Origin of the sequence: Sphingomonas sp. S-NIH.Pt3_0716, assembly GCF_003950715.1 — a bacterium.
GTDB classification, from domain to species: Bacteria; Pseudomonadota; Alphaproteobacteria; order Sphingomonadales; family Sphingomonadaceae; genus Sphingobium; species Sphingobium yanoikuyae_A.
In genome coordinates this window covers 143,949-169,232 of sequence record NZ_QLJK01000008.1, presented here as the reverse complement: position 1 = coordinate 169,232, position 25,284 = coordinate 143,949, and the positions used below count along the sequence as shown (strand labels likewise).

Annotated in this window: 28 protein-coding genes; 12 read left to right on the top strand and 16 right to left on the bottom strand. The window is 65.1% G+C overall.

The features are described from left to right. Positions 1-33: 33 nt before the first annotated feature. The 4 genes from BRX37_RS08845 (at position 34) to BRX37_RS08830 (ending at position 4,389) form a co-directional block, all read left to right on the top strand. Positions 34-1,254, top strand: a complete 1,221-nt coding sequence (locus BRX37_RS08845; RefSeq protein WP_125986400.1) for an argininosuccinate synthase — start codon at positions 34-36, stop codon at positions 1,252-1,254. 225 nt (positions 1,255-1,479) lie between these two features. After that, on the top strand, positions 1,480-2,160 hold the full coding sequence (locus tag BRX37_RS08840) for an EF-hand domain-containing protein (protein ID WP_125986398.1): 681 nt from the start codon (positions 1,480-1,482) through the stop codon (positions 2,158-2,160). Positions 2,161-2,299: 139 nt separating this feature from the next. Continuing rightward, positions 2,300-3,019, top strand: a complete 720-nt coding sequence (locus BRX37_RS08835) for a response regulator (protein WP_010338343.1) — start codon at positions 2,300-2,302, stop codon at positions 3,017-3,019. Beyond that, on the top strand, positions 3,016-4,389 hold the full coding sequence (locus BRX37_RS08830) for a sensor histidine kinase (RefSeq protein ID WP_125986396.1): 1,374 nt from the start codon (positions 3,016-3,018) through the stop codon (positions 4,387-4,389). The genes BRX37_RS08835 and BRX37_RS08830 overlap by 4 nt, the downstream gene beginning before the upstream one ends. 162 nt (positions 4,390-4,551) lie before the next feature. Here BRX37_RS08830 and proP read toward each other — a convergent pair whose 3' ends face one another. The 15 genes from proP to BRX37_RS27055 form a co-directional block, all read right to left on the bottom strand. Next, positions 4,552-6,069, bottom strand: coding sequence for a glycine betaine/L-proline transporter ProP (gene proP, locus BRX37_RS08825; RefSeq protein ID WP_125986394.1), 1,518 nt, complete (start codon positions 6,067-6,069; stop codon positions 4,552-4,554). 378 nt (positions 6,070-6,447) lie between these two features. Then, positions 6,448-7,503, bottom strand: coding sequence for a flagellar motor protein MotB (locus BRX37_RS08820; RefSeq protein ID WP_097384316.1), 1,056 nt, complete (start codon positions 7,501-7,503; stop codon positions 6,448-6,450). A gap of 3 nt (positions 7,504-7,506) precedes the next feature. Then, positions 7,507-8,370 carry a flagellar motor stator protein MotA gene (gene motA / locus BRX37_RS08815; RefSeq protein WP_010338868.1) on the bottom strand — a complete coding sequence of 288 codons (864 nt, stop codon included), beginning with the start codon at positions 8,368-8,370 and terminating at the stop codon, positions 7,507-7,509. A 123-nt stretch (positions 8,371-8,493) separates the two neighbouring features. After that, entirely contained in the window at positions 8,494-9,339 is an 846-nt protein-coding gene (locus tag BRX37_RS08810; protein WP_004208215.1) for a flagellin, read from the bottom strand. Between the two features lie 17 nt (positions 9,340-9,356). After that, complete coding sequence (gene flgK / locus BRX37_RS08805) at positions 9,357-10,697, bottom strand: flagellar hook-associated protein FlgK (protein WP_004208214.1); 1,341 nt, start codon at positions 10,695-10,697, stop codon at positions 9,357-9,359. Then, positions 10,694-11,038 carry a rod-binding protein gene (locus tag BRX37_RS08800; RefSeq protein WP_010338865.1) on the bottom strand — a complete coding sequence of 115 codons (345 nt, stop codon included), beginning with the start codon at positions 11,036-11,038 and terminating at the stop codon, positions 10,694-10,696. The genes flgK and BRX37_RS08800 overlap by 4 nt, the downstream gene beginning before the upstream one ends. Further along, complete coding sequence (locus BRX37_RS08795) at positions 11,038-12,153, bottom strand: flagellar basal body P-ring protein FlgI (RefSeq protein ID WP_125986392.1); 1,116 nt, start codon at positions 12,151-12,153, stop codon at positions 11,038-11,040. The genes BRX37_RS08800 and BRX37_RS08795 overlap by 1 nt, the downstream gene beginning before the upstream one ends. After that, complete coding sequence (locus BRX37_RS08790; protein ID WP_026109016.1) at positions 12,153-12,833, bottom strand: flagellar basal body L-ring protein FlgH; 681 nt, start codon at positions 12,831-12,833, stop codon at positions 12,153-12,155. Before BRX37_RS08790 ends, BRX37_RS08795 begins: the two co-directional genes overlap by 1 nt. A gap of 8 nt (positions 12,834-12,841) precedes the next feature. After that, positions 12,842-13,630: a flagellar basal-body rod protein FlgG gene (gene flgG / locus BRX37_RS08785; RefSeq protein WP_010338863.1), complete on the bottom strand. Its 789-nt coding sequence runs from the start codon at positions 13,628-13,630 to the stop codon at positions 12,842-12,844. Between the two features lie 68 nt (positions 13,631-13,698). Continuing rightward, positions 13,699-14,442 (bottom strand): flagellar basal body rod protein FlgF, encoded by a 744-nt coding sequence (locus tag BRX37_RS08780; RefSeq protein ID WP_004208209.1) that lies wholly within the window; start codon positions 14,440-14,442, stop codon positions 13,699-13,701. Between the two features lie 24 nt (positions 14,443-14,466). Further along, on the bottom strand, positions 14,467-15,312 hold the full coding sequence (locus tag BRX37_RS08775; protein WP_017500436.1) for a flagellar hook-basal body complex protein: 846 nt from the start codon (positions 15,310-15,312) through the stop codon (positions 14,467-14,469). A gap of 34 nt (positions 15,313-15,346) precedes the next feature. Further along, positions 15,347-16,006 (bottom strand): flagellar hook assembly protein FlgD, encoded by a 660-nt coding sequence (locus tag BRX37_RS08770; RefSeq protein WP_004208207.1) that lies wholly within the window; start codon positions 16,004-16,006, stop codon positions 15,347-15,349. Beyond that, positions 16,003-16,413, bottom strand: a complete 411-nt coding sequence (flgC, locus tag BRX37_RS08765; protein WP_004208206.1) for a flagellar basal body rod protein FlgC — start codon at positions 16,411-16,413, stop codon at positions 16,003-16,005. The genes BRX37_RS08770 and flgC overlap by 4 nt, the downstream gene beginning before the upstream one ends. Positions 16,414-16,415: 2 nt before the next feature. Continuing rightward, a complete protein-coding gene (gene flgB, locus BRX37_RS08760; protein ID WP_004208205.1) occupies positions 16,416-16,784 on the bottom strand; it encodes a flagellar basal body rod protein FlgB in 369 nt (122 codons plus the stop codon). A 6-nt stretch (positions 16,785-16,790) separates the two neighbouring features. Next, positions 16,791-17,063, bottom strand: coding sequence for a hypothetical protein (locus BRX37_RS27055; RefSeq protein WP_206434136.1), 273 nt, complete (start codon positions 17,061-17,063; stop codon positions 16,791-16,793). Here BRX37_RS27055 and BRX37_RS08755 point away from each other — a divergent pair. The 8 genes from BRX37_RS08755 to BRX37_RS08720 all read left to right on the top strand — a co-directional run bounded on the left by BRX37_RS08755 (position 17,043) and on the right by BRX37_RS08720 (position 23,337). Continuing rightward, complete coding sequence (locus BRX37_RS08755; protein WP_026109017.1) at positions 17,043-17,711, top strand: motility protein A; 669 nt, start codon at positions 17,043-17,045, stop codon at positions 17,709-17,711. The genes BRX37_RS27055 and BRX37_RS08755 overlap by 21 nt on opposite strands. Continuing rightward, positions 17,708-18,220 carry an OmpA/MotB family protein gene (locus BRX37_RS08750; protein ID WP_069335727.1) on the top strand — a complete coding sequence of 171 codons (513 nt, stop codon included), beginning with the start codon at positions 17,708-17,710 and terminating at the stop codon, positions 18,218-18,220. The genes BRX37_RS08755 and BRX37_RS08750 overlap by 4 nt, the downstream gene beginning before the upstream one ends. A gap of 63 nt (positions 18,221-18,283) precedes the next feature. Further along, a complete protein-coding gene (locus BRX37_RS08745) occupies positions 18,284-18,832 on the top strand; it encodes a flagella basal body P-ring formation protein FlgA (RefSeq protein WP_125986390.1) in 549 nt (182 codons plus the stop codon). A 45-nt stretch (positions 18,833-18,877) separates the two neighbouring features. Further along, positions 18,878-19,153: a flagellar biosynthesis anti-sigma factor FlgM gene (gene flgM, locus BRX37_RS08740; protein WP_125986388.1), complete on the top strand. Its 276-nt coding sequence runs from the start codon at positions 18,878-18,880 to the stop codon at positions 19,151-19,153. 15 nt (positions 19,154-19,168) lie between these two features. Next, the gene (locus BRX37_RS08735) at positions 19,169-19,480 is read left to right on the top strand and encodes a hypothetical protein (protein ID WP_004208200.1); all 312 of its coding nucleotides are present in this window, start codon (positions 19,169-19,171) and stop codon (positions 19,478-19,480) included. A 146-nt stretch (positions 19,481-19,626) separates the two neighbouring features. Next, positions 19,627-20,460 carry a hypothetical protein gene (locus BRX37_RS08730; protein WP_026109018.1) on the top strand — a complete coding sequence of 278 codons (834 nt, stop codon included), beginning with the start codon at positions 19,627-19,629 and terminating at the stop codon, positions 20,458-20,460. Positions 20,461-20,469: 9 nt separating this feature from the next. Continuing rightward, positions 20,470-22,587, top strand: coding sequence for a flagellar biosynthesis protein FlhA (flhA, locus tag BRX37_RS08725; RefSeq protein WP_004208198.1), 2,118 nt, complete (start codon positions 20,470-20,472; stop codon positions 22,585-22,587). Positions 22,588-22,599: 12 nt separating this feature from the next. Further along, complete coding sequence (locus BRX37_RS08720) at positions 22,600-23,337, top strand: FliA/WhiG family RNA polymerase sigma factor (protein ID WP_010338853.1); 738 nt, start codon at positions 22,600-22,602, stop codon at positions 23,335-23,337. A gap of 16 nt (positions 23,338-23,353) precedes the next feature. Here the strand turns inward: BRX37_RS08720 and mdoH are convergent, their stop codons facing one another. Continuing rightward, the gene (mdoH, locus tag BRX37_RS08715; protein ID WP_026109019.1) at positions 23,354-25,240 is read right to left on the bottom strand and encodes a glucans biosynthesis glucosyltransferase MdoH; all 1,887 of its coding nucleotides are present in this window, start codon (positions 25,238-25,240) and stop codon (positions 23,354-23,356) included. Between the last annotated feature and the right edge of the window lie 44 nt (positions 25,241-25,284).

Here is a 25,284-nt window from a genome sequence, read left to right as displayed (position 1 = left end):
CGCCGTCATTGGCCTGCAGAAGAGTCGCCCACCATGTCCGACAAGATCAATCGTATCGTCCTCGCCTTTTCGGGCGGCCTCGACACCAGCGTGATCCTGAAATGGCTGCAGCAGACCTATCAGTGCGAAGTCGTCACCTTCACCGCCGATCTCGGCCAGGGCGAGGAACTGGAACCCGCCCGTGCCAAGGCCCGCCTGATGGGCGTCAAGGAAGAGCATATCTTCATCGACGACCTGCGCGAGGAATTCGTGAAGGATTATGTCTTCCCGATGATGCGCGGCAATGCGCTCTATGAAGGCCTCTACCTGCTCGGCACCTCGATTGCCCGTCCGCTGATCGCCAAGCGCCAGATCGAGATCGCCAAGATGCTGGGCGCCGACGCCGTCAGCCATGGCGCCACCGGCAAGGGCAATGATCAGGTCCGCTTCGAGCTGGGCTATTACGCCCTGCAGCCCGACATCAAGGTGATCGCCCCCTGGCGCGAATGGGATCTGACCAGCCGCACCAAGCTGATCGAATTCGCCGAACAGCACCAGATCCCGATCCCGCGCGACAAGCGTGGCGAAAGTCCCTTCTCGACCGACGCGAACATGCTGCACACCTCTTCGGAGGGTAAGGTGCTGGAGGATCCGTGGGAGGAAACCCCGGACTTCGTCTATTCGCGCACGGTCAACCCGGAAGACGCGCCCGACGCGCCCGAATATATCACGGTCGATTTCGAGCGTGGCGACGGCGTCGCGATCAACGGCATCGCCATGTCGCCCGCGACCCTGCTCGAAACCCTCAACGACTATGGCCGCAAGCATGGCATCGGCCGTCTCGACCTGGTCGAGAACCGCTTCGTGGGCATGAAGTCGCGCGGCATGTATGAAACGCCGGGCGGCACCATCTATCATCTGGCCCATCGCGGCATCGAGCAGATCACGCTCGACCGTGGCGCTGCGCACCTCAAGGATGAGCTGGCCCCCAAATATGCTGAGCTGATCTATAACGGCTTCTGGTTCTCGCCCGAGCGCGAGATGCTCCAGGCCGCAATCGATCACAGCCAGGAAAAGGTGACCGGCACGGTCCGCCTGAAGCTCTACAAGGGCGGCGTCTATGTCGTCGGCCGCAAGTCGCCCTACACGCTCTACAGCGAGAAGGTCGTCACCTTCGAGGACGACGCCGGCGCCTATGACCAGCGCGACGCGGCGGGCTTCATCAAATTGAACGCGCTGCGCCTGCGCCTGCTGGGTCGCCGCGACGGGCTTTGATTAACGCGGCACCGGCCCGCGCCCCCACCCGACCTCCCATCCAGGATATACTGTGGGAGGCCGGGTGGGGGTGCGGGCCGGTGCGGTTCTCCAACAAAGACTCCCGATACAAATTGCGACAAACTATTGGGTGACATGACAAAGTTGCGGGACAAGTCTTGCCGATAAGCGACGTCAAGGATGGTCGACACACCATCCACGACTGAACTTGGAAGGAAAGACCCAATGCTCCGCAAATTCTTCACCACCGTCGCGGTCGGTTCGCTGTTCGTCGGCGGGCTGGCGGCCACCCATGTCGCCTTCGCGCAGGATGGTGGTCCGGGTCCGCGCGGCATGCGTGGCGGCCCGATGATGATGGCCGACGCCAACAAGGATGGCACCATCACCAAGGCGGAACTGACCGCCTCGCTCGAAGCCCGCTTTGCCCAGCTCGACGCCAACAAGGATGGCAAGCTGACCAAGGAGGATCGTGACATCCGCCGCCAGCAGCGTCTGGACGAACGCTTCGCCGCGCTCGACACCGACAAGAATGGCCAGATCAGCAAGGCCGAGTTCCAGGCCGGTCATCAGTCGCGCGCCGATCGCGGCCCGCAAGCCGGCAAGCCCGGCGGCCCCGACGGCAAGCGCTGGGGCGGGCGTGGCCATGGCGGTCCCGGCCGCGGCATGATGCACCGCGGCCCCGGCTTCGGTGACGCCGACAAGGACGGCACCATGACCAAGGCCGAATTTATTGCTGGCCCGCTCGCCATGTTCGACAAGGCCGACGCCAACAAGGATGGCAAGGTCACGGCCGAGGAAATGAAGGCCGCCCGCCAGGCGATGCGTGGTCCCGGTCGCGGACATGATCGTGGTCCGGGTCGTGGTCCCGGCGCCGACCAGGCGCCGCCTCCGCCGCCGGCCAACTGATCGGCTGACAGCGCCGACGATCCGGAGCGGGGCTTTTCCCCCTAGCGCCCCGCTCCAGTCGATCGTCCCAAGGGGGAAGGGCGAAGGTTCCCCTGCCTTCGCCCTTCCAACCCGTCCCCCGGCATGACAGACAGGCAAAATGAGCGAACGACCCCATCTCCTGCTCGTCGATGACGAGCGATCGATCCGCGAGCCGCTGGCCCAATATCTCTCCCGCAACGGCTTCCGCGTGACCGCCGTCGAGAATGCGGCGGAGGCGCGGCTGCGTCTGGCCGCCAATGCCATCGATCTCGTCATCCTCGACATCATGATGCCCGGCGAGGACGGCCTGTCGCTGTGCCGCCATATCCGCGAGACCAGCGAGATTCCGGTGATCCTGCTCACCGCCCGGTCGGAAGAGACCGATCGTATCGTCGGTCTGGAAATGGGCGCGGACGATTATGTGCTCAAACCCTTTTCGCCGCGCGAACTGGTCGCCCGTATCAAGGTGATCTTCCGCCGCGTCGCCACCGGCGGTCAGCGCGTCACCGCGCCCGACGGCGCCACCTATGCCTTTGCCGGCTGGCTCTTGAAGACGCAGGAACGCACCCTGGTCGATGCCGAGGGGGTGTCGCTGCCGCTTTCGACCGCCGAATATAATCTGATGCTGGCCTTCGCGACCCGGCCCAATCAGGTGCTGAGCCGCGACCAACTGCTCGACATCACCCAGGGGCGTGAGGCGAACGCCTTCGACCGGGCGATCGACAACCAGATCAGCCGCCTGCGCAAGAAGATCGAGCCGGACGCCAAGAACCCGACGCTGATCAAGACCGTCTGGGGCGGCGGTTACACCCTGTCGGCGGAGGTCCGCAAACTGTGAAGCAACTGCGCCTCTGGCCGCAAAGCCTGGTCGGACAGATCATCATCCTGGTCGCGATCGCGCTGTTCGTGGCGCAGGCGATCAATTTCGGCCTGCTGCTGCGCGAACGCAATCGGGTCGAACTGACCAGCCAGACCGCGCCACTGGTCTATCGCGTCATCAACGCGCTCGACACCAGGCCGGATCGCGCGCCCGATCGCGACCATCCGCGCGCCAATCAGGATCGCGACCGGCGCAATATCGACTTCTTCGCCAGCCGCCCGACGCTGAGCGGCAAGCCGCGTCCTGATGTCGCGGCCCGCGCCGGCGCGATGTTCGACGATATCGGCCTCACCGTCCGCACGATCGAGGCGGCGGAGGACAGTCGCATCATGCCGTTGCGCCGCTGGGAACAGATACGCAGCCGCGCCACGGGGGAGGCGCCGCGCGACCATCGCGTCGGCCGGCTCACCCTCGCGGTCGAATATGAACCGGGCAAATGGCTGACGACCGAGGCCCGCATCGGCAGCCGCCCGCCGCGCTTTGGCGGTTGGCTGGTCGCCCAGACGCTGATCCTCTATGTCATCGTCCTCATTCCGCTGCTCTGGATGGGCCGCCGCTTCGCCCGCCCGCTCAAGCAACTGACCGGCTCGGCCCGTCAGTTTGCAAGGACCGGCGCGGCCGATCCGGTCGAGGAAAGCGGGCCGGGCGATGTGCGGCAGCTCACCACCGCGTTCAACGCCATGCGCGCGCGCATCATCGCCATGCTGGATGAGAAGGACCGGATGCTGGGCGCCATCGGCCATGATCTGCGCACCCCGCTCGCCTCGCTGCGGGTCCGCACCGAGTCCGTCGACGACGAGGCCGAGCGCGCCCGCATGTCGGAGACGATCGAGGAAATGAACCGGATGCTCGACGACATCCTCTCGCTCGCGCGCGCCGGCCGCAGCAGCGAGACGGCGCAGAAGGTCGACCTGACCTCGCTTGCCGATGCCGTCGTGGAGGATTTCATCGAACTGGGGTCGCCGGTGGACATGATCGACAGCGATCGCGCCGTCGCCTTCGTCCGCGCCCAGCAGATCCGCCGCGCGCTGCGCAACCTCATAGAAAACGCGATCGTCTATGGCGACCGCGCCCATGTCAGCGTCCAGCATCAGGACGGCATGATCCGCATCGTCGTTGCCGACGAAGGCCCCGGCATTGCCGAGGACAAGATGGGCGAGATGATGGAGCCTTTCACCCGGCTCGAAGGATCGCGCAACCGCGAGACCGGCGGCGCTGGCCTGGGCCTGGCCCTGGTCCGCGCGATCATGGCCGAACATGGCGGCGCGCTCCAACTCGCCAACCGCCCCGGCGGCGGCCTCGAAGCCAGCCTCGTCCTCCCCGCCTGAGGGGACGAGAGAGCGTGCTTCTACTACCTCATCCTCCCCTGTAAGGGGAGGTGGCAGGCGCGTAGCGCCTGACGGAGGGGTGTTTTGCTCACGAGAGGGCGACACCCCTCCACCGCCTTCGGCGGTTCCCCTCCCCTTGCAGGGGAGGAGGAAAATGTGGCTCTAACTCGCCAGCGGCCGGATTATCGCCGGCGTCTCGACCGCGACCGGCGCCACCGGCGGCAGGTCGGGCAGCGCCTTGTCCACCGTCACCGGCTCGCCGCTTTCGACCAGCGCGATCGCCTCGGCCTCATTCGCCACCGCCGGCGGCGATCCGCGCAGCGGCATGCCCGCCGTCTCGCGCACCGTCAGCATTGTCAGCAGGCCGATCAGCGCCGCGCCCATCAGATAATAGGCCGGCACCAGCGGATCGCCGGTCTTCTGCACCAGCCAGGCGGTAATCAGCGGCGTCGTGCCGCCGAACAGCGAGACCGAGATGTTGAACGCGATCGACAGCGCGCTGTAGCGCACCGGCGTATAGAAGAGCGCGGGCAGGGTGGAGGGCATGGAACTGGTGAAGCAGACCAGCGCAATCCCCAGCAGCATCAGCCCCAGGAAGATCAGCGCGTCATTGCCCGTGCCGATCAGCAGCATGCACGGCACCGACAACAGCATCAGCGCGACGCAGGCGCCGATGATCATCGGCCGCCGGCCCAGCCGGTCGCTGAACAGCCCGCCCACGACATTGAGCGGCATCATCACCAGCATCACGATGATGATCAGCAGCAGCCCCTTGGTCTCGGCATAACCCATGGTGACGCTGAGATAATTGGGCATGTAGGTCAGCAGCATATAGTCGGTGACGTTGAACACCAGCACCAGCCCGACGCATTTGAGCAATTGCCGCCAATGGACGCGGAACAGGGTTCCCAGCCCCGGCCGCTCGCTTTCGCGCGCATCGATCTGTTCGCTATAGGCCTGGAATGCCGGCGTCTCCTCCAGCTTCAGCCGCATATAGAGGCCGAGCAGACCCAGCGGCCCGGCAACCAGGAAGGGAATGCGCCAGCCCCAGTCGAGCATCTGCGTCTCGCTCAGCGACATCTGCAGGGCGGTGACGGTGCCGGCGCCGGCGATATAGCCGCCCAGCGTCCCGAACTCCAGCCAGCTGCCCATCAGACCGCGCTTCCGGTCGGTCGAATATTCCGCGATGAAGGTCGCCGCGCCGCCATATTCGCCGCCGGTCGAAAAGCCCTGCACCAGCCGCGCGGCCAGCAGCATCAGCGGCGCACCGATGCCGATCTGCGCATAGGAGGGGATGAGACCGATGGAAAAGGTGCCGACCGCCATCAGGATCATGGTCATCGCCAATATCTTGTGCCGGCCATAGCGATCGCCCAGCGGCCCGAACACCAGTCCGCCCAGCGGCCGGACCAGGAAGGCGACAGTGAAGGTGGCGAAGGTCGCGATCAACTGCACTGCCGGATCGCTGGACGGGAAAAAGACATGGCCGAGCGTAACGGCGATATAGCCGTAGACGCCGAAATCGAACCATTCCATCGCATTGCCCAGCGCGGCCGCACCGACGGCGCGGTTCAGCAGGGACCGGTCGACGACGGTGACATCATCGACTTCCAGGTCGCGGCGGCGCTTGAACCAGCCGAAATGGGTGTGGCGCGCGGCATGCGCGGCAGATGTGGACACATTAATCTCCCGGCCCGTCCAGGCGGGCACGCGGGGCGCGCCTCACAGCCATCGGACAGGCAATGTCGGCCAATAATCAGGGCCTTGGAACGTTGCGACGCCGCATGGGGCATCAAGCGAGGAGCGGCCCATATAGGCAATCGCCCACAAAAAGGTGCAACAAAGGGGCAGGCCGTGCCCGCATGGGGGTGAGCCGACCCCGGCCTGTCCTATTGGCGCATCATGGCTTATGCTGCGTCGCGATGGGATTTCGGCCGGACATGACGAAGCAGGGGTTGGAAACAAGATTTCCAACCCCTGCATCAAAATTGCCGAATGTGCGGGAAATATGGGAAGTTAAGGCGGCGATTTCCTATTTTTCCGCCCCGTCTGTCCGCCTCAATGCTTGCCCGGCTTGGACGATGTGCCCGCCGCCGTCGGGTTGATCAGCGCCGCGCCGCTGGGCAGGCCGGTGCCGCCCATGTCCAGCTTCTGCGCCTGTTCCCGCGCGACCCGCTGCGGATCGTCCCGCTCCTTGATCGCCGCCTGGGTTTCGGGATCCTGCGCGTCATCCTCGTCGGCCGAGGCATTGCCGCCACGGGTCCAGCCCAGGATGACCGACATGCGCCGGTTGCGCGGATCATAGGCGTCACTCTTCACGAACGGTTCGCGATCGGCGACCCCCTCGATCCGGGCGAAGCGGGCATTGGGAATACCGGTTTCGGCGAGCGCCTTGCGGGTCGATTCCGCACGGGCCGACGACAGCATCCAGTTGTTCATGCTTCGGCCCGACGCATAGGGCAGGCCATCGGTATGGCCGCGCACGATCAGCGGGTTGGGCATGGTCGCCAGTGCGTCGGCCACCTCGGCGATCAGCGCCTTGGCTTCGGGCAGCAACTGGTCGGTGCCCGACCGGAACATCGCGAAATCCGCCTCGTCGATCAGGTCGATGCGCAGCCCCTCGCGGGTTTCGGTGAAGCGGACATTCTTGCGCAGCCGGGCCAGGCCCTTCTTGGACATGCGGTCCTCAAGCTGCTTCTTGATATTCTCGAACTTCTGCCGGTCGGCCGCGCGCAGCGCCTTGCCGCCCTGGTCCTTGGTGCCGGTGGCGTCGCGCGGGATGGTGATGGCCAGATTGCCCTGACCACCGGTGGTCGGGTAATTTTCCTTCGCCATCAGGCTGTCGCCGCCGAACATGCCGGTGGACCCCGCCGAATTCATCTTCAGCTCGACCAGTGTCGGCGTGAAATAGTCGGCCAGCGCCTTGCGCTGCTTTTCGGTGGTCGCACCCAGCAGCCACATCAGCAGGAAGAAGGCCATCATCGCCGTCACGAAGTCGGCATAAGCCACCTTCCAGGCGCCGCCATGATGGCCGCCATGGCCATCGACGATGATCTTCTTGACGATGATCGGCCGGGGTTCGGGCTCGTTCGCGCCGCGCTTCTTCTCCGCCATGGCTTATTTGTTCCGCATGCCGTCGAACACCTCGGCAAAGCCGGGCTGGTTCGCATGGATCAGGCTGGAACGCGCCGCTTCGATCACCAGCGGCTGCGGATGGCCGTGCAGCGAGGCGATGATGATCTGCTTGACGACATGATAGATGGCGCCGTCCTGCTCGATCACCGCGCGGCAGCGATTGGCGAAGGGATTGACCATGCCATAGGCGAGCAACACGCCCAGGAAGGTGCCGACCAGCGCCGAGCCGATCATCGCACCCAGCACCGAAGGCGGCTGGTCGATCGAGCCCATGGTCTTCACCACGCCGAGCACCGCGGCGACGATGCCGAGGGCCGGGAGAGCGTCGGCCAGACCCTGGAGATTGTCGGCGGGTTTGAGCGCTTCATGATGATGGGTCTTGAGGCTGTTATCCATCACTTCCTCGACCGCATGCGGATCGAGCGTGCCGGACGACACCACGACCAGGCGCAGCGTGTCGCTGATCAGGTGGATCAGCGTCTTGTCCTTCATCAGCTTGGGATATTCGCCGAAGATGGGCGAAGTGCCCGGATCCTCGATATGCGGCTCCAGCGCCACCGGGCCTTCGACGCGCAGCGTCTTCATCAGCTTGCTGACCAGGAAGATGCAGTCCAGAAAGTCCTGCTTCTTGTACTGCGGCCCCTTGAACACCTTGCCCAGGCCGCCGCCGAGCGCCTTCAGGTCGGAACCCGAATTGCCGATGATCAGCGCGCCGACGGCGGCGCCGCCGATGATGATCATTTCGTGGGGCAGGGCGTGCAGCACCGGTCCGATGTCGCCCCCGGTGAAGATGAACCCACCGAAGACCATGCCCAAAAGCACGACAAGGCCGATGATTGCAAACATGTTGATCCCCGAAAATGCGCCTGGAGGCGGTGGCTCCGTCGGCGCCCCGTGGCGCCAGTCCCTTTCTGGTTAATACGGACTGGTTACCGTCCCCTTTAGGACGGCGACGCTTTTTCGCCGCCTTTAACTGATCAGGTCGAACAGGGTCTGCTGGTTGATCCGCGCAAAGGCGGACTGGGCCGCCTCCAACTGCAGCAGCTGTGCCTTCACGTTCGAAATGACCGTGGTCAGATCGGCCGATTCCAGCGTGTCGCGCCGTTCCGACAGGTTGATGTCGACATCGGTCAGCCGCGTGCCGATCACATCCAGCCGGTCGGCGCGCACGCCCTGCTTGGCGCGCTCCACCACGACCCGATTCTGGCCGATCTGGATCGCATCCAGCGAACTGGCGAGGTCGGTGTCATTGCCGCCCTCGACCGCGTCGATCGCCTTGCCCAAGATATCGTCCAGCGACATCGATGTGCCGTTGACGTCGATATTCTCGGAAATTTCCTGCTTGGTGCCGACCACTGCCAGGTTGAGGCCGCGGCTCACCGGCACCAGCACGCTCTGGCCGTCGTCGAACACCGACACGCCCTGATAATCCTTCTGGTTCAGCAATTCGCCGACCGTGGTGCGGATCGTCTTCAATTCCTCGGCGATGGCGGCGGCGCTAGTATCGTTCAGCGCGCCGTTGCGCGCCGACGTCACCAGTTCCTGCGCCCGCGTCATCAGATTGTTGATTTCTTCCAGATTGGCTTCGGCATTGCCGGCGCGGGTCGTGCCATAGCTGACATTGGTCTGCCAGGCTGACTGCTGCGCCTGGGCGCGGCCGATGTCGGACACCTGGACCCAGGCAAGCGCGTCGTCCGACGGCTTGTTCAGGGTGATGCCGGTCGAAATCGAGGTCTGTCCGTCGACGATGCTCTGCGACAATTGCTGTTGCCGACGGATTTCGGCGAGCATGATCTTGTTGGTGATGCCTACCATGTCTCAGCGTCCTTCCGTCACATGATCTGCAGGATCGAATCGACCGTGTCCTTGGCGACCTGCAGGATCTTGGCGCAGCCCGAATAGGCCTGCTGGATCCGCAGCAGGTCTGCCGCCTCCATGTCGAGATCGACCCCGCTCACCGCTTCGCGCGCGGCGACCGCCTGGTCGCTGCGGCTCTGGGCCGTGGTCTTTTCCGCCGTGCTGGCGGTCAGCAGATTGGCGTTGCTGGTGATCAGGGTCGTCCAACCCTGTTCGACGCTGCCGCTGCCGCGCAGGGTCGATGATACCGTCAGCAGATTGCCGTTCAGCGTGCCGTCGGCCGATTTGGTCGCGAGAGCGTCCGGCTCCACGTCCAGCGCGACCAGCGTCGCGGCGCTGCCGCCATAGGACAGCAGCGGCACGCCGCTGGCGCCGGTATCGGTATAGCCCTGCGCATGCCACTCATTGACGTCGGTGGCGAACTGCTCGGCCAGCGTGTCGAGGCTGGCACGGCGTTCGGCGGTGGTGTCGGCCGATGCGAACAGCCCGCCCAGCGTGCCGTTGGACGGGGCGGCAAGTGCCGTGCCGTCGGACAGGGCCAGTGACAGGCGGCCATCGGTGGCGGACGCCGTCACCGCGACCGACGCGGCAGTGTCGCCCGATACCAGGGTGGTGCCATTATAGCTGACCTCGGCGCTGTCATGCGCGCCGAAGCTGATCGTCACATTCAGGTTGGAAGACAGCGTCTGCAGCGCGGAATCGCGGCTGTCGAGCAACTGGGCATAGGCCGACGTGCCCGGCTGCGCGCGCAGCAGGCTGTTGTTGATCGCGGCCAGCGACGACAATTGCTGGTTGATCGTCTGGGCCGATGCCTGCGCCTCGGTATTGATGCCGGTCGATATGGTTTCCAGGTCGGCGGCGGTCTGACGGAAGGATTCAGCGACGCGGCCGATGCTGTCCAGCGTGGTGACGCGCAGCGACGTGTCGCTGGGGCTCGCCGCCAGCTTGTCCAGATTCTGGTACATCGTCGTCATCAGCTGGCCGACGCCGGTGGCAGTGTCATTGAGCGCGGTTTCGATGTCGGTCTGCCAGCGCACGCGCGCGTTCGCGCTGCCCAGCGCCATGGCGGTGATGCGCACCGACGCATCCAGATAGGGGTCGGTGCCGCGATTGATGCTGGCGACCTGGGTGCCGCCGAAATTCGCCTTGGCGACATAGGTCGCCATAGTCGCGGTCGACGATCCTGATTCCACCGTCGTCACCGACCGGCGGGCATAGCCGTCGGTGCTGGCATTGGCGATATTCTCGGAAATGGCGGCCATCGCCGTGCGATAGGCCTTGGTGCCCGACGCACCGATGATGAACAGGTCGCTCATGCGCCCTCAGCCGTGGTTGCCGTGCCGGTCGCGGCCGTGCTGCCGGTCGCCGCCGGGCTGTCGTCCTTCACGCGGGCACCGAACTGGTGCATCAGCAGTTCGGCGATGCCCATCGCGCCCTTGGTCGACATGGCGTCGGCGGTGCGCGCATCGGCCATGTCCTGGAATTGCTGGGTCGCGCTCGAATCTGTGATGCCCTCGGCCAGGCTGGCCGATCGCATCGCGCCGATCATCTGGCGCAGGAATACCGCTTCGAACTGCTGCGCCGCCTTCTGCAGCGCAGCCTTGGTCTCGAAGGGGTTGGATGTGCCGCTTGCCGCGGTTGCGTTCGATACCTGCATCACAACACCACCAGTTCCGCTTTCATCGCGCCCGCCTGTTTCAGCGCCTCAAGGATCGCGACCATGTCCGCCGGGGAGGCCCCGATGGCGTTGACCGCCTTGACTATATCGGCCAGCGACGCCCCACCTTTAAAATTGACCATCGGTTTTTTCTGTTCGTCGATGCTGATGTTCGACGATTGCTCGACGGCGGTCTGGCCCTGGCTGAAGGGCGCGGGCTGAACCACGCGCGGGCTTTCATTGACGCTGACGGTCAATTTGCCATGGGCGACGGCGGCCGGATGGATCTTCACCGCGCCGTTGATGACGACGGTGCCGGTGCGCGCGTTGACGATCACGCGGGCAGGGGCATCGGCGGGCGTGATCTCGATATTCTCGATCATGCCCATCATCAGGATGCGTTCCTCGGCACCCGGCGTCGCGTCGATCGCGACCGATACGGCATCCATCGCGCGGGCGCGGCGATCACCGAAGGTCTTGTTGATGCCGTCGGCCACGCGCAGCGCGGTGGTCAAATCGGCTTCGGACAGGTTGAAGGTCAGGGTCGGCGCGGTGTCGAAGCCGGTGGCAACCGCACGCTCGACCGTCGCCCCTTCGGGGATGCGGCCGGCCGACGGGATGTTCACCGACACCTGGCTGCCATCGGCACCGGACACGCCCAGGCCACCAACGGCCAGATTGCCCTGCGCCATCGCATAGATTTCGTTATCGGCGCCACGCAGCGGCGTCATGATCAGCGTCCCGCCACGCAGCGACTTGGCCTTGCCCATCGCCGACACGGTGACGTCCAGCCGCTGGCCGGGCTTGGAAAAGGCGGGCAGGTCGGCCGTAACCAGCACGGCGGCGGCATTCTTGAGCGCCGGGTTGACGCCGGCGGGCAGGGTCAGGCCAAAGCGCGAGACCACGCCCTTCATGCCCTGCACCGTATATTCGATGCTGTCGTCGCCGGTGCCAGCCAGGCCCACGACGATGCCATAGCCGGTCAGCTGGTTGGGACGGACGCCCTGGAAGGTGCCCAGATCCTTGACGCGTTCGGCATGGGCCGGCGCGGCGATCAGCGCCAGCAGCAGCAGGAGGAAGCGGAACAGGCGTGTCATGGCGATCCGGGTCTCCATCAGAAGGGGCTGATCATCGAGAAGAAGCGCTGCAGCCAGCCCTGGCGGCTGGCGCGGGCGATCTCGCCCTTGCCGGTATAGATGATCTTGGCGTCGGCCACGCGGGTCGACAGGATGCGGTTGTCCGGGCCGATATCGGCCTGGCGGACCAGGCCGCTGATCTGGATGAACTCGTCGCCGCGATTGAGTGTCAGTGCCTTCTCGCCCTTCACCAGCATGGTGCCGTTGGGATAGGCGGCCGCGACCGTCACGGTGATCTCGCCGTTCAGCGCGTTCGACTGGGTCGCCGCGCCCTTGCCGGTGAACGTGTTGTTGCCGCCCATCGCGATGTCGCTGGACGAGAAGAGCTTGGACAGCGGACCGGTGGTCGGCGGGTTGAGGCCGATCGAGCCGCTGCGGTTGGTGTCCGCGCTGTTGCTCTTGGTCGCCTGGGTCCGTTCGACCAGTACGATGGTGATGATGTCGCCGACATTGCCGGCGCGCGCGCCGCTGGTCAGCGGCGTGTAGCCGGTCGAGACCTGGAAGATCGATCCATTGGCCTGCGGCGCCTGCGGCTGGGCGATGACGGTCGGCGCATAATATTCGCGCTCGACCTCGCGCTTCTTCTTTGCAGCGAAGGCGGGCGACGCGGCCATGGAGAGCATGGCGAGGGCGACGAGCGAAGTGGAGAGCGCGCGCATCAGCCGGCTCACATATTCTGGTTGGCGTACTGGAGCATTTCGTCCGTCGCCTTGATCATCTTGGAATTGACCTCATAGGCGCGCTGGGTCTCGATCATGTCGACCAGTTCCTCGACGATGTTGACGTTCGAGGTTTCCAGATTGCCCGAGCGGATGAGGCCGCGGCCTTCCAGGCCTGCGGTGCCGACCTGCGGCGTGCCGCTGGCGGCGGTTTCGACCAGCAGGTTGCCGCCGATCGACTGAAGCCCTGCCGGGTTCATGAAGCTCGCCAGTTCGATCTGGCCCAGCTGGGTCGGTTCGCTTTCCCCCTGCAGCGTCGCCGACACGGTGCCGTCATTGCCGACGGTGACCGACGTCGCGCCCTGCGGCACGGTGATCTGCGGGATCAGCGGCAGGCCGTCGCTGGTGACGACGGTGCCTTCGGCGGTGACGCTGAAATTGCCGGCACGGGTATAGGCGGTCGAACCGTCGGCCTGCTGCACCTGGAAATAGCCCGATCCCTCGATCGCCATGTCCAGCGCATTGCCGGTTTCCTGCAACGTGCCCTGCGTGTTGATCTTGCTGGTGCCCTGCAACGAGACGCCCGAACCCAGATTGAGGCCGGTGGCGAACTTGTTCTGGCTGTCGCTGTTGGCGCCGGCGGCGACGATCTGCTGATAGGCCAGCGTCTCGAAGTCGGCCCGGTCCTTCTTGAAGCCGGTCGTGTTGACGTTCGCCAGGTTGTTGGCGATCACGCGCATCTTCGTGTTCTGCGCGTCAAGGCCGGTGCGGGCGACATGAAGGGCGGCGTTGGTCATCGTTCAATCTCCGTGCGGCTCCCCGAAGGGATGCTCATGCGTCGTTCACAGCAAGATGCGTGCCAGAATTAACCATCCAGTTTCATGAGCGATGCGCCGCCGTCATCCATCTGCTTGGCGGTGTCGATCATCTTGATCTGGGTTTCCCAGGCGCGGCTGGCCTCGATCATCTGGACCAGCGCGGCGGTGGCATTGACGTTCGATCCTTCCAGCGATCCCGATGTGACGGTCGCGATCGGATCTTCGGGCAGGGCGCCGCCATTCACTTCGCGGAACAGCCCGTCGGTGCCCTTGGCGATGCTGGAGCCGGCGGCATTGACCAGCTTCAGCTTGTCGACCTGCTGCGGATTGGCCGGATCGCCGCCCTGGGGCACGCCCCAGATGCTGCCATCCTGGGCGATCGACACGCTGTCCATCTGGGGCAGGGTGATCGGTCCGCCCTGGCCCAGCACGGCCAGGCCGTCGCCGGTGGTCAGCAGGCCGCTGTCATTGACCTTCAGGTCGCCACGGCGCGTATAGGCTTCCTGTCCGTCCGGGGCCTGAACGGCGAGCAGTGCGTCGCCGTTCATTGCCACGTCCAGCGGATTGCCGGTTTCGGTGACCGCCCCTTGCGCCATGTCGGCGGCGATCACCTGTTCGGAGGCCTGGGCTCGGGTATCGAAGGTATCGCCCTTGATCCAGCGCGTCTCGGCATTGGCGATTTCGGCGCGAAAGCCGACCGTGTTGGCGTTCGCGAGATTGTTCGCGATCGACGCCTGGCGGGCCATCGCACCGCGCATCGCGGTCAGTGCCGTGTTGACGAGCCGGTCCATGGGCTACCCCTTCTACCCTAAGCCTTAGCTACGGATGTTGACGATGGTGGTGGTCAGCGTGTTGGCCGCCTCGATCGCCTTCGAGTTCGCCTGGAAGTTGCGCTGGGCAGCGATCAGCTGGACCAGTTCGTCGGTGATGTCGACGTTGGAACGTTCCAGCGAGCCCGAGTTGACGGCGCCGAACATGCCCTGGTTGGGCGTGCCGATGATCGCGTTGCCGCTTTCCACGGTCGAGGTCCAGTGCGCGTCGCCCTGCTGGCGCAGGCCTTCCAGGCTGTTGAACGATGCCATGGCGACCTGGCCCAGATAGACGGTCGAACCGTCGGCATAGATGGCCGACACCAGGCCGTCCTTGCCCACGCCCACGCTGGTCAGCTGCGCGCCATCGGCTTCGCCCTTGTAGGTGGTCGGGATCTGCAGGTCGGTCAGGTCGTTGGGCGTGGTCGCGCTGGTCGCCGGGGTGGTGATCTCGCCGGTGTCGGGATCGACCGCGAACACCTGGATGCGCGACCCGGTAGTGTCGACGGCATAGCGGTCATTGTCGACCGAGAAGGCGCCGTTGCGGGTATAGCTGATGGTGCCGTCTTCGCCCTTCACGGTGAAGAAGCCTTCGCCCGAGATCGCCATATCCAGCGTCTTGTCGGTGGTTTCGATCGTGCCCTGGGTGAACTGCTGGGTGATGCCCTGCACGCGCACGCCCTGGCCGGCGACCTGGTGGGTGGTCTGCATCGGCGCAGCGGCGAAGATGTCGCCGAACTGGGCCTTGCTCTTCTTGAAGGCGGTCGAGTTCACGTTGGCGACGTTGTTCGAGACGGCGGACAGGTCGGCCTGTGCGCCCTTGAGGCCGGAAAGCGAAACATAGAAGGACATGGCGTAGCTCCTTGGGTGAAAAGGATGGGTGAAATTACATCAGGCTGATCGCGTCGGTCGGCGCATAGCTGCCGAGCGCGGTGATCAGTTTGGAGGAGGAACCGTCAGCGGGTGACTGGACGGCGGCGATGGTGGCCCAGGTCGCGACCTGGCTGGTGGTGCCGCCATTGACCTTGACCTGCAGGGCGGAGGAGGAAACGGTTTCGCCCGCATCATCCTTGCCGTCCCAGTAGAAGGCGACCTCGCCGGCGCTCTGCGCGCCCAGGTCGATCGACTTGACGACATTGCCGTCGCCATCGACCAGGTCGACGCTGACGGCATCGCTCGCGCCGCTCAGCGTAATCTGGCCGGCATAATAGCCGCTGGAATCGGGCACCGCGACATTGCTCTGGACCAGCATCGACTTGCCGATCCAGCTGGCTGCATCGCCAAGCCGCGTGCCACTCAGTTCTGAAGCCAGCGATTTCAGCGACTGGTTCATTTCGGCGATGCCGGTCGACTGGGTGATGGTCGCCATCTGCGACACCATCTCGGTATTGTCGACCGGTTCGAACGGATCCTGATACTGCATCTGCGCGGTCAGCAGCGTCAGGAAGCTCGACTGATCCATGGTCGCGCTGCCCGTGCCGACATTGGCATTCGGGTTGTAGACCGAAAGGCCTGCGCTATCGGTGACGGTAGACGTCGTCGTCATTTGCCGATCCTTATGGTTTCGAGCATCAGGGATTTGGCGGTGTTGAGCACCTGCACATTATTCTGGTACATGCGGGCGGTCTCGATCATGTCGACCATCTCCGCATTGCTATCGACTGCCGATTCCCAGACATCGCCATTGGCATCGGCCAGCGGATGATTGGGGTCGTGGCGCTTGGTCGGTTCCGCATTGGTGGTCACGACATTGGCGACCTTGACCGTCGATACGCCGGGGCTGTCGGTAACCGACTGGAAAACCGGCTTGATTGCGCGATAGGCTTCGGCGGCACTGCCGGTGACATTGCCGGCATTGGCCATGTTCGATGCGGTGGCGTTCAGACGCACCAGCTGCGCGCTCATGGCGCGGCCGGCGATGTCGAACACATTCATGGGGCCTGAACCGCTCATGCTCATTCTCCCTTCAGCGCGCGGTTGATGGTGTTGATGCGGCCCTCCAGGAAGGAGAGGGTGGTGCGATATTTCACCGCATTTTCCGCAAACAGGGTCTGTTCGGTGCTCAGTTCGACGGTGTTGCCGTCAAGGCTGGGCTGCAACGGCACGCGATAGCCCATGGCATCGTCCACTGCCTGGCCGACATCGGCCGGGCCGCGGTCGCTCTGGGCGGTCGCTTCCTTGAGCGCGGCATCGAAATCGATGTCGCGCGCCTTGTAGTTGGGGGTCGAAGCGTTCGCGATGTTCGACGCGAGCAGGGACAGGCGCTGCGAGCGAAGCGCCAGCGCCTTTCCGTGGATCCCGAACAAACCGTCTTCCAGCGACATTTCCCGTCAGTCCCTTTTTGCCCTTTCGGGCCTAAAGCTTTCGATCGTCCCGTCGTTCTCCTGCCTGATGGCGTTCGATGCGAGCGATTCAGCCGGATATCCGCAAGGACCGTGCCAATTTGCGTGGGTGACGCAGGATGGTGCGGCAAACTGCGGGAAATTCGGGCTTTCGCGGCATCGGGCGGCAAGGGCGGCAAAAATTTGCCGGGTGGCGGCAATCTTTTGCCGCCCGGTCAGCATGGCGGAACGGAAGGTGGCATGATCGGGATTTTGGCGCATCTGTTCGATCCGCTCACGCTCGCCGCGATGCTGGGTGGCGTCGCGGTCGTGGCTCTGGCGCAAAATGGCGTTCAGGCGGTCGGCCGGGCCTGCGTGGCGTTGCGGCCTTTGCTGCGCGCCGATCCGCTGCGCGACCGGGATGCGGCGCGCACGGCCCTGCTTCAGATTGACCAAGTGGCCCAGTTGCGCGGCCTGATGTGCATCGACCGGGTGAAGAGTGGCAGCGGCTTCATGGTCGATGCCGCGCGTCGCCTTGCCAATTGCGATCGCGTCGAACAATTCGAAACCTGGGCGTCGCAGGCGCTGGCCGATCGGGCTCAGCGCCACGCCAGCGTGCGCAATGTCTGGCTGTCGGTCGCCGATGCGGCGCCGGCGCTGGGCATGGCGGGCACGATCATCGGGCTGGTCGGCATGTTCGCGGCGATGGATGATCCGTCCGCGCTTGGTCCTTCCATGGCGCTTGCGCTGCTCACAACCCTTTATGGCGTGGTCATCGCCAATCTGCTCGCCGCGCCGATCGCCGCGCGGCTGGCGACCCTGTCCGAACAGGAGCTCACCTGGCAGCAGGAGGCGGTGGCGCGCATGCTGGCGATTGCGCGGCGCGAAAATGCGCCGCTGCGCCGCGCATCGATCCGCGAAGTCGCATGACCGCGCCCGCAATCCCATCGGCCGCAACGGCGGCCCGGCGCAATCGCTGGGCCGTCAGCTTTGCCGATCTGCTGATGCTGCTGCTCGGCTTCTTCGTGCTGCTCCAGGCGACCGGCAGCCAGCGCCGCGATGCGATGCTGGCTGAGGTCAGTCGCCAATTTGGTGGCCGTCCCGCCCGCACGGCGATCGAGCTGCGCGCGGCAGAACTGTTTGCGCCGGGCGAGGCGATGCTGACGCCGCAGGGGCAGATACGCCTGCGCGCAGCGGTGCGGCCCTATATGCAGGATGACCGCATGATCGAGCTGCGCAGCCAGGGGCAGGACCGGGCACGACAGCGTTTCGACGATTGGGATCTGGCGGCAGCGCGGCTTGGCGCCGTGGCGCGCGCGCTCAAGGCGCAGGGCATAGGGGGCGATCGCCTGCTCATCCGCGGCCTGGATCAGGCGGACAGCGCCGACGGGCAGGGGCAGGTGATCCGCATCGCGCCGGGCGAGACCGTGAAGCCCTGAGCCTAAACTGGCACGTTTGTTGCTTTTAACCATGGCGAAAGTCCGCATTTTCGGAGAAGCGCCGTGACCAGACCCGTTCAGTTCCTCGCCATCGCCCTGGCCTGCGCCGCTGCGCAGCCCGCGCTGGCGCAGCAGAAGTTCGAGAATCTGGATCGCATCGACAGCCTGGTCGCGATGACCGTCGGCGCGAATATGGGCGAACCCGGTGGCCCGCTGGCGCCGGTCGATCGTCGCCTCCGCCTCGCAGCCTGCCCGACCACGCCCAGCGTCGAAGGGCCGATCTTCGGCGCCGCCATGGTCAAGTGCGATGCGCTGGGCTGGCGCATTCGCGTGCCGCTGGTCGCGGGGGCCGCCGCTGCTGCCTCCGGCCCGGTCGGCCGTTATGCCCCGGCCGCGCGGCCGGTCGCCAAGGAATCGGTCGTCAAACGCGGCGATCCGGTCCAGCTCATGGCCGGCAATGCCAGTTTCAGCGTCTCGCGCATGATGATCGCCGATGAAGATGGCGCAATTGGCGAGACGATTCGCGTGCGCGAAGACAAGAAGTCATCGCCTGTACTTGCCCAGATCGTGGACCTGGGCGTAGTGCGCATTCCGGGATTTAATAATTTTTGAACTTGTCCGTTATAGCGTTCAAGGGACGAGTGAAGGAATGAACCAATGATCAACTCAGTCGGCCAGAGCATCAGTTCGGCAATCGAGGCAAACCGCTTGCGCGAAGGGGGCAGGACCCGCGTCGCATCGGCAACCGGATCGACCGGCACCACCGCGTCGGCATCGACGTCGGCCAGCCCCGCGGCGCGCATGGCGGCCGAAGGCGCGCCTGTCGACATGGACCGCATCGCTGCCATCAAGGCCGCGATCGCTTCGGGCAATTATCCCGTCAACCCGTCGGTGATCGCCGACCGGATGATGGCGCTCGATCTTCCCGCCTAAACAGGACATTCCTTCATGCCCCTCGGCCTTGCTGCATTGGATGGTCTCTTCGCCGCATTTGACGACCTGCGCGCTGCGCTGGACGGCAATGATGCGGCCGCGATCGAAGCTGCCAGCACCAGGGTCAGCACGGCGGCCGCTGCCGCCCGTGCGATTGGCGCCTGGCGCTCCGAACCCGATGTGGTCGAACGGCTCAACCGGCTCCTGCCGCTGATCGAAGCGGCGCGCGTCCGCACCAATGTGCTGGCGGACTATACCAGTCAGCGACTCGCGATCCTGACCTCCAACGGCGCTCGCAATGCGCCGCTCACCTACGGTCGGCGCTGACAAAAATAAATTTTGCTTTCGGGCTAAAGCGGCGCCAATCGGCGCCGTTTTTCGTTTTACGCAGAATCTTGTTTAACCGCGTTAACCAAATCTTGGCACAAGCATTGCTCTAATAGCCCACGGTACCAAATGGGGATTGTGGGTCAGTGTCGGCACTTGCAGACATTTCAGCAACGGGAGCTTCGGCCGGTAATCGCGTCACCAACGCGATTGCGATGGCGAGCCGTCGTACCGGCGTGGACTTCTCCTACCTGCTTGGTCAGGCCAAGATCGAATCCAGCCTGAACCCCAGCGCCCGTGCCGCCACCTCTTCCGCCACCGGTCTCTATCAGTTCGTCGACCAGAGCTGGCTCGCCGTCGTCGACAAGCATGGCGCCGAATATGGGCTGGGCTGGGCGGCTGACGCGATCAGCAAGGGCAGCAATGGCCGCTATTATGTGTCGGACCCTGATCTGCGCCAGCAGATCCTGGACCTGCGCAAGCATCCCGAGACCGCCTCGGTCATGGCGGCGGAACATGCCGCCGACAACAAGGCCTATCTGGAAAGCCGCCTGGGCCGTGAGGCCGAGCCGGTCGATCTCTACCTCGCCCATTTCCTGGGCGTGGGTGGTGCGTCCAAATTCCTGTCGATGAATGATCGCGCGCCTGGCGCAACGGCCGCCTCGATCTTCCCGGCGGCGGCCCGCGCCAATCGCTCGATCTTCTATGACAAGCAGGGCAATGCCCGCAGCTTCGCCGATATTCGCGATCGCTTCGCCAGCAAGCTGCAAAAGGGTGTCGATTCGATCGGCACCGGCAATGTCCAATATGCCGACGCATCTGGCGCAACTGGGCTACCCAGCGGCGCGAAGACCGTCGCTCCCGCCGATTATGTGCGGATCGAAACCCAGCGCCTTGCGACCCAGGCCGACGTCACCGTCCGCCCGGAACCGCAGACCGCGCGTCTCGCCTATCTCATGCTCGCCACCCTCGGAAGGTAACGGCCTCTCATGACTCCCACCCAAGTCAAAGCGAAGATCTGGATGAGCGCCGCCAAGGGGGCGGTGTTGCCGTTCGCCACGCTGATGGTCGTGCTGTTCATGATGGTGCCGGTGCCGGCGGTGATGCTGGACATCGGCTTCATCACCAACATCATGATCAGCCTTGCCGTGCTGATGGTGGCGCTGAACGCCGCCAAGCCGCTCGACTTTTCCAGCTTCCCGACGGTGCTGCTGTTCGCGACCCTGCTGCGCCTGGCGCTCAACGTCGCCTCGACCCGCGTCGTGCTGGTGTCCGGCCATGAGGGATCGGACGCGGCCGGCCAGGTGATCGAGGCGTTCGGCCACTTCCTGATCGGCGGCGACTATGTCGTCGGCATCTTCGTCTTCGCGATCCTGATGATCATCAACCTGGTGGTCATCACCAAGGGCGCCGGCCGCGTGTCGGAAGTGTCGGCCCGCTTCACCCTGGACGCCCTGCCGGGCAAGCAGATGGCGATCGACGCCGATCTCAACGCTGGTCTGATGACGCCTGAGGAAGCCAAGCTGCGCCGCGCTGAAGTCGCGACCGAAGCGGATTTCTACGGTTCGATGGACGGTGCGTCCAAGTTCGTGAAGGGCGACGCGATCGCCGGCATCCTGATCCTGGCGATCAACATCATCGGCGGCATCATCCTGGGCGTGGTCAGCCATGGCCTGGCGATGGGCGATGCGGCCCAGACCTATATCCTGCTCGCCATCGGTGACGCGCTGGTCGCGCAGATCCCGGCGCTGCTGCTGTCGATCGCCGCCGCCTCGATCGTGACCCGCGTCAAATCCGAACAGGATCTTTCGGCCCAGGTCGCTGGCCAGTTCGGCACTGGCAAGGCCTGGGTGCCAGTCGCCGCGATCCTCGGCTTCCTCGGCATCCTGCCGGGCATGCCGCATCTCATCATCCTGACGGCCGCTGCCATCGCCGGCGGTATCGCCTGGCAGCTGCGCAAGGCCGGCCAGCGCAAGGCGGCCGAACCTGAACCGGTCGCCCCGCCGCCCAACCCGGCCATCATCGAATGGAACGACGTGTCCGATGGCGCGATCCTGGGTCTGGAGATCGGTTATGGCCTCATTGGCCTGGTCGACGAGCGCAAGGGCGCGCCGCTGATGGCCCGCATCACCGGCATTCGTCGCCAGCTGTCGAAGGAACTGGGCTTTGTCGTGCCGATGGTCCGCGTGAAGGACAATCTGGCGCTCGAACCCAATCAGTATCGCATCACCATCGCCGGCGTCGTCGTGGGCGAGGATGATATCTGGCCCGATGATCTGCTGGCGCTGGACAGCGGCATGCTGGAAGGCACGGTCGCCGGTCGCCCGGCCAAGGATCCGACCTTCGGCCTCGACGCCGTCTGGATTTCGCCGGCCAAGCGCAGCGAGGCGGTGGTCGCCGGCTATACCGTGGTCGATCCGCCGACGGTCGTCGCCACCCATCTCAACCAGCTGATCGCGATGAACGCGGCCGAGATGTTCGGCCTGGACGAGGCTCGCAAGCTGCTCGACAATCTCAAGGATGTCGCGCCGCAGTTGGTCGATGGCCTGACCCCCGGCACGCTCAGCCTGACACAGATTTCCGCGCTCTGTCGCGCGCTGCTGTCGGAAGGGATCGCGCTCAAGGACTTCCGCCGCATCTGCGAGGCGATGGTCGACGCGGCCCGCCCCGACATGAACCACGAACAGCTTGTCGAAGCGGTGCGCCAGCGCATCGGCGCGCTCATCATTCAGGGCCTCGTCCCGGTGAAGATGCCGCTGCCGGTCATCACCCTCGACGGCGATCTGGAAGCGATGCTGGCGCAGGCGATGCGTGTCGCCGGCGACGCCAAGCATCCGATCGAGCCGAGCTTGGGCAACCGCATCGTCGAATCTGTCGTGCATGCCGCCCGGCCGATGCTGGGCCAGGCGCGCAATTTCGCCATCGTCACCTCGCCGGTCGCGCGCCGCGCGCTCGCCCGGCTGTTCAAACCCCATCTGCCCGAGACCCCGGTGCTGTCCTTCCTGGAAATCCCGGACGGCAAGGGTGTCGAGGTTGTCGCCGTCGTCGGTGGCGAGCAGCGTCCCACGCCCCGGCACGATCCGCTGCCGCGTGAACGCGTCGCCTGAGGAGACTGACCAATGTATATGAATAAGGTCGCTGCAGGCTCGGATGTCCTTACCTATGGACGGGCAGGGCTTGCCAATTCCCCCGAACAGCTGGCGCGCCGCTACATGCCGCTGGTGCGCAAGATCGCCTGGCATGTCCATGGCCGCGTCTCCAGCGCGATCGAGGTGGAGGATCTGCTACAGATCGGCATGGTCGCGCTGGTGGAATCTGCCAACAGCTTCGAGGATCGAGGCCTGGGCTTTGCCTCCTATGCGCAGCTGCGCGTGCGCGGCGCGATGATCGATCATCTGCGGCGCCATTCGACCCTGTGCCGCTCCGCCATGGCGACCCGCAAGAAGCTGGCCGCCACCCGTGCGAAGCTCGAACAGAAGTTAGGACGGGCGCCGCTCGAAGCGGAAATGGCCGCTGAACTGGGCATGGATGCCGCCGACTATCGCGAGGCGGCCGATGGCGCCGAGATGGTCCAGCACACCAGCATGGACGAGGTCTATTCCGACCAGTCCATGTGGTTCGCCGATGTCGAGGATCGCGCCGACGACATCATGGAGCGGGAATCGCTCAAGGGCGCGCTCGCCAAATGCATCGGCGAACTGCCCGAGCGCGAGGCGCTGGTGCTGCAACTCTATTTCGTCGAGGAACTCAATCTGGAGGAAATCGGCCAGACGCTGGACATCGGCGCGGCGCGCGTCTGCCAGATCAAGAAGTCGGCGCTCGACAAGCTGCGCGGCAAGCTCAGCGACTGGAACTGACCGGCCCGCGCACCCGTCAACCGTCGTTGGCGGGGCGCGATACCGATGCCTTGCGACCCGGAACCGGCCAGCGGAAACGCAGCGGCCGGTAATTCTGTGTCCGCCACCAGGGTTCGGGCACCTGGAACAGACCGCTATTTTCCGCCCGCTGGCCCAGATCCTTGCGCGCGGTCAGCGCGGCCAGAATGGGCGCGGCGAACAGGCCGGCCAGCACCGGGCTCATCCAGCCGATCGCATTGGCGCGCACCGCCAGCACGGCCAGGCCGACGCCCAGCAAGATATGCCATTTAAACAGCCAGATTGCGCCCAGGATCGCCATGCCGTCGCGGTCGCGGGTCTGGCCGTTCCAGCTCGCCTTGCGGCCCATCAGTATGCTGAACAGGTTGATCGTCTGGGTCAGCATCGCGACCGGCGCCATCAGGATCGACAGGATTATGTCGGCGATCACGCCGCGCGTCATCCGCACCGCGCCGCCAAAGCCGATCCGCCGTGACGGGTCGGCCATGGCCCAGCCGATCGCCAATATCTTGGGGCCGAACAGCAGCACCGCCGTTACCGTCAGCAGCGTGCTGGACGGCAGCACGGCGGCCGGCGGCCAGACGCCGGTGGCGACGCCGCCCAGAACAACCAGCATCATCGCCAGCCATAGCGGCGAGGTGCAATAGGCCGAGGCGCCGACGAACAGCTGGAACCGGCTGACCGGGTGCAACCCCTTGATCTTCGCCAGCAGCGGGACATGCTGGATGTTGCCCTGGCACCAGCGACGATCGCGGGTGAACAGGTCGGGCATGGCCGGCGGAAATTCCTCGAAACTGTCGTCGGCGGTGACCATGTGGACGTCCCAGCCGCGCCGGCGCAGCAGCGCCGCTTCCAGCATGTCATGGCTCAATATATGGCCGCCAAAGGGCGCACGGCCCGGCAGTTCGGGCAGGCCGCAGCTTTCGGCGAAGGCGCGCACCCGGACGATCGCATTATGGCCCCAGAACATGCCTTCGGACCCGGCCCACCAGATCATGCCGGCGGCCGAGATCGGCCCGAACAGGCGGCTGGCAAATTGCTGCCAGCGGGCGAACAGCGTGGCGGCGCCCATCACCGTCGGGACGGTCTGGATAAGGCCCAGATGCGGGTGACGTTCCATGTCGACCGACAGGCGCGCCATGGTCTGGCCGCTCATCACGCTGTCGGCATCCAGCACGATCATATGGTCATATGCGCCGCCGAAACGGGTCACCCACTCCTCGATATTGCCCGGCTTGCGACCGATATTGCGGGCGCGGCGGCGATAATGGACCGGGCGCGAGAAGGCCTTGCGCATTTCCAGATAGGCCTTGCGCTCGGTCTCGCCATTTTCCGGGTTGGAATCCGACAGGATGAAGAATTCGAAGCGTTCGCCACCCATTACCTGCGACAGCGATCGTTCCATGATCGACAGGCGGCCGAGCACGCCCAGGAAATCCTCGTTGCAGACCGGCAGCAGGATCGCGGTACGCGCCTTGAGCGGCGTGCGGTCGCGCGGGATATAGGGGCGAACGCCCTTGCCCTTGCCGACCGTCAGCAACAGGAAGCCGATCGCGGCAGTGGCAAAGCCAAAGGCGATCCAGGCAAAGAGCGGGATGAACAGGGCAAGATAGACGCCTTCCCAGAAGGAAATACCGTCCAGGCCGATCGACCGGCGCATCTCGTGCGCGGCAAGCGCGGCGGGCAGCAGTGCCAGCAGCACGACCAGCAGCCGGCGGGCCCACAGGTCGATGTTCAGGGGGCGATGGATCCGACCCGGCGCGGTCGCGAAATCCTGCACCGGCATGGCAAGCGGCGCCTCTGCCGGCACGCTTTCGAACGCCCGGACAAGCGCTTGCGACCCCGTGGCCCCATCGGCCACGTTCGTGCCTCCTGTCGATGTCATGTCAGACCCATTCCTGGTTAACCCGAGCGCTAGAACCTTTCGCT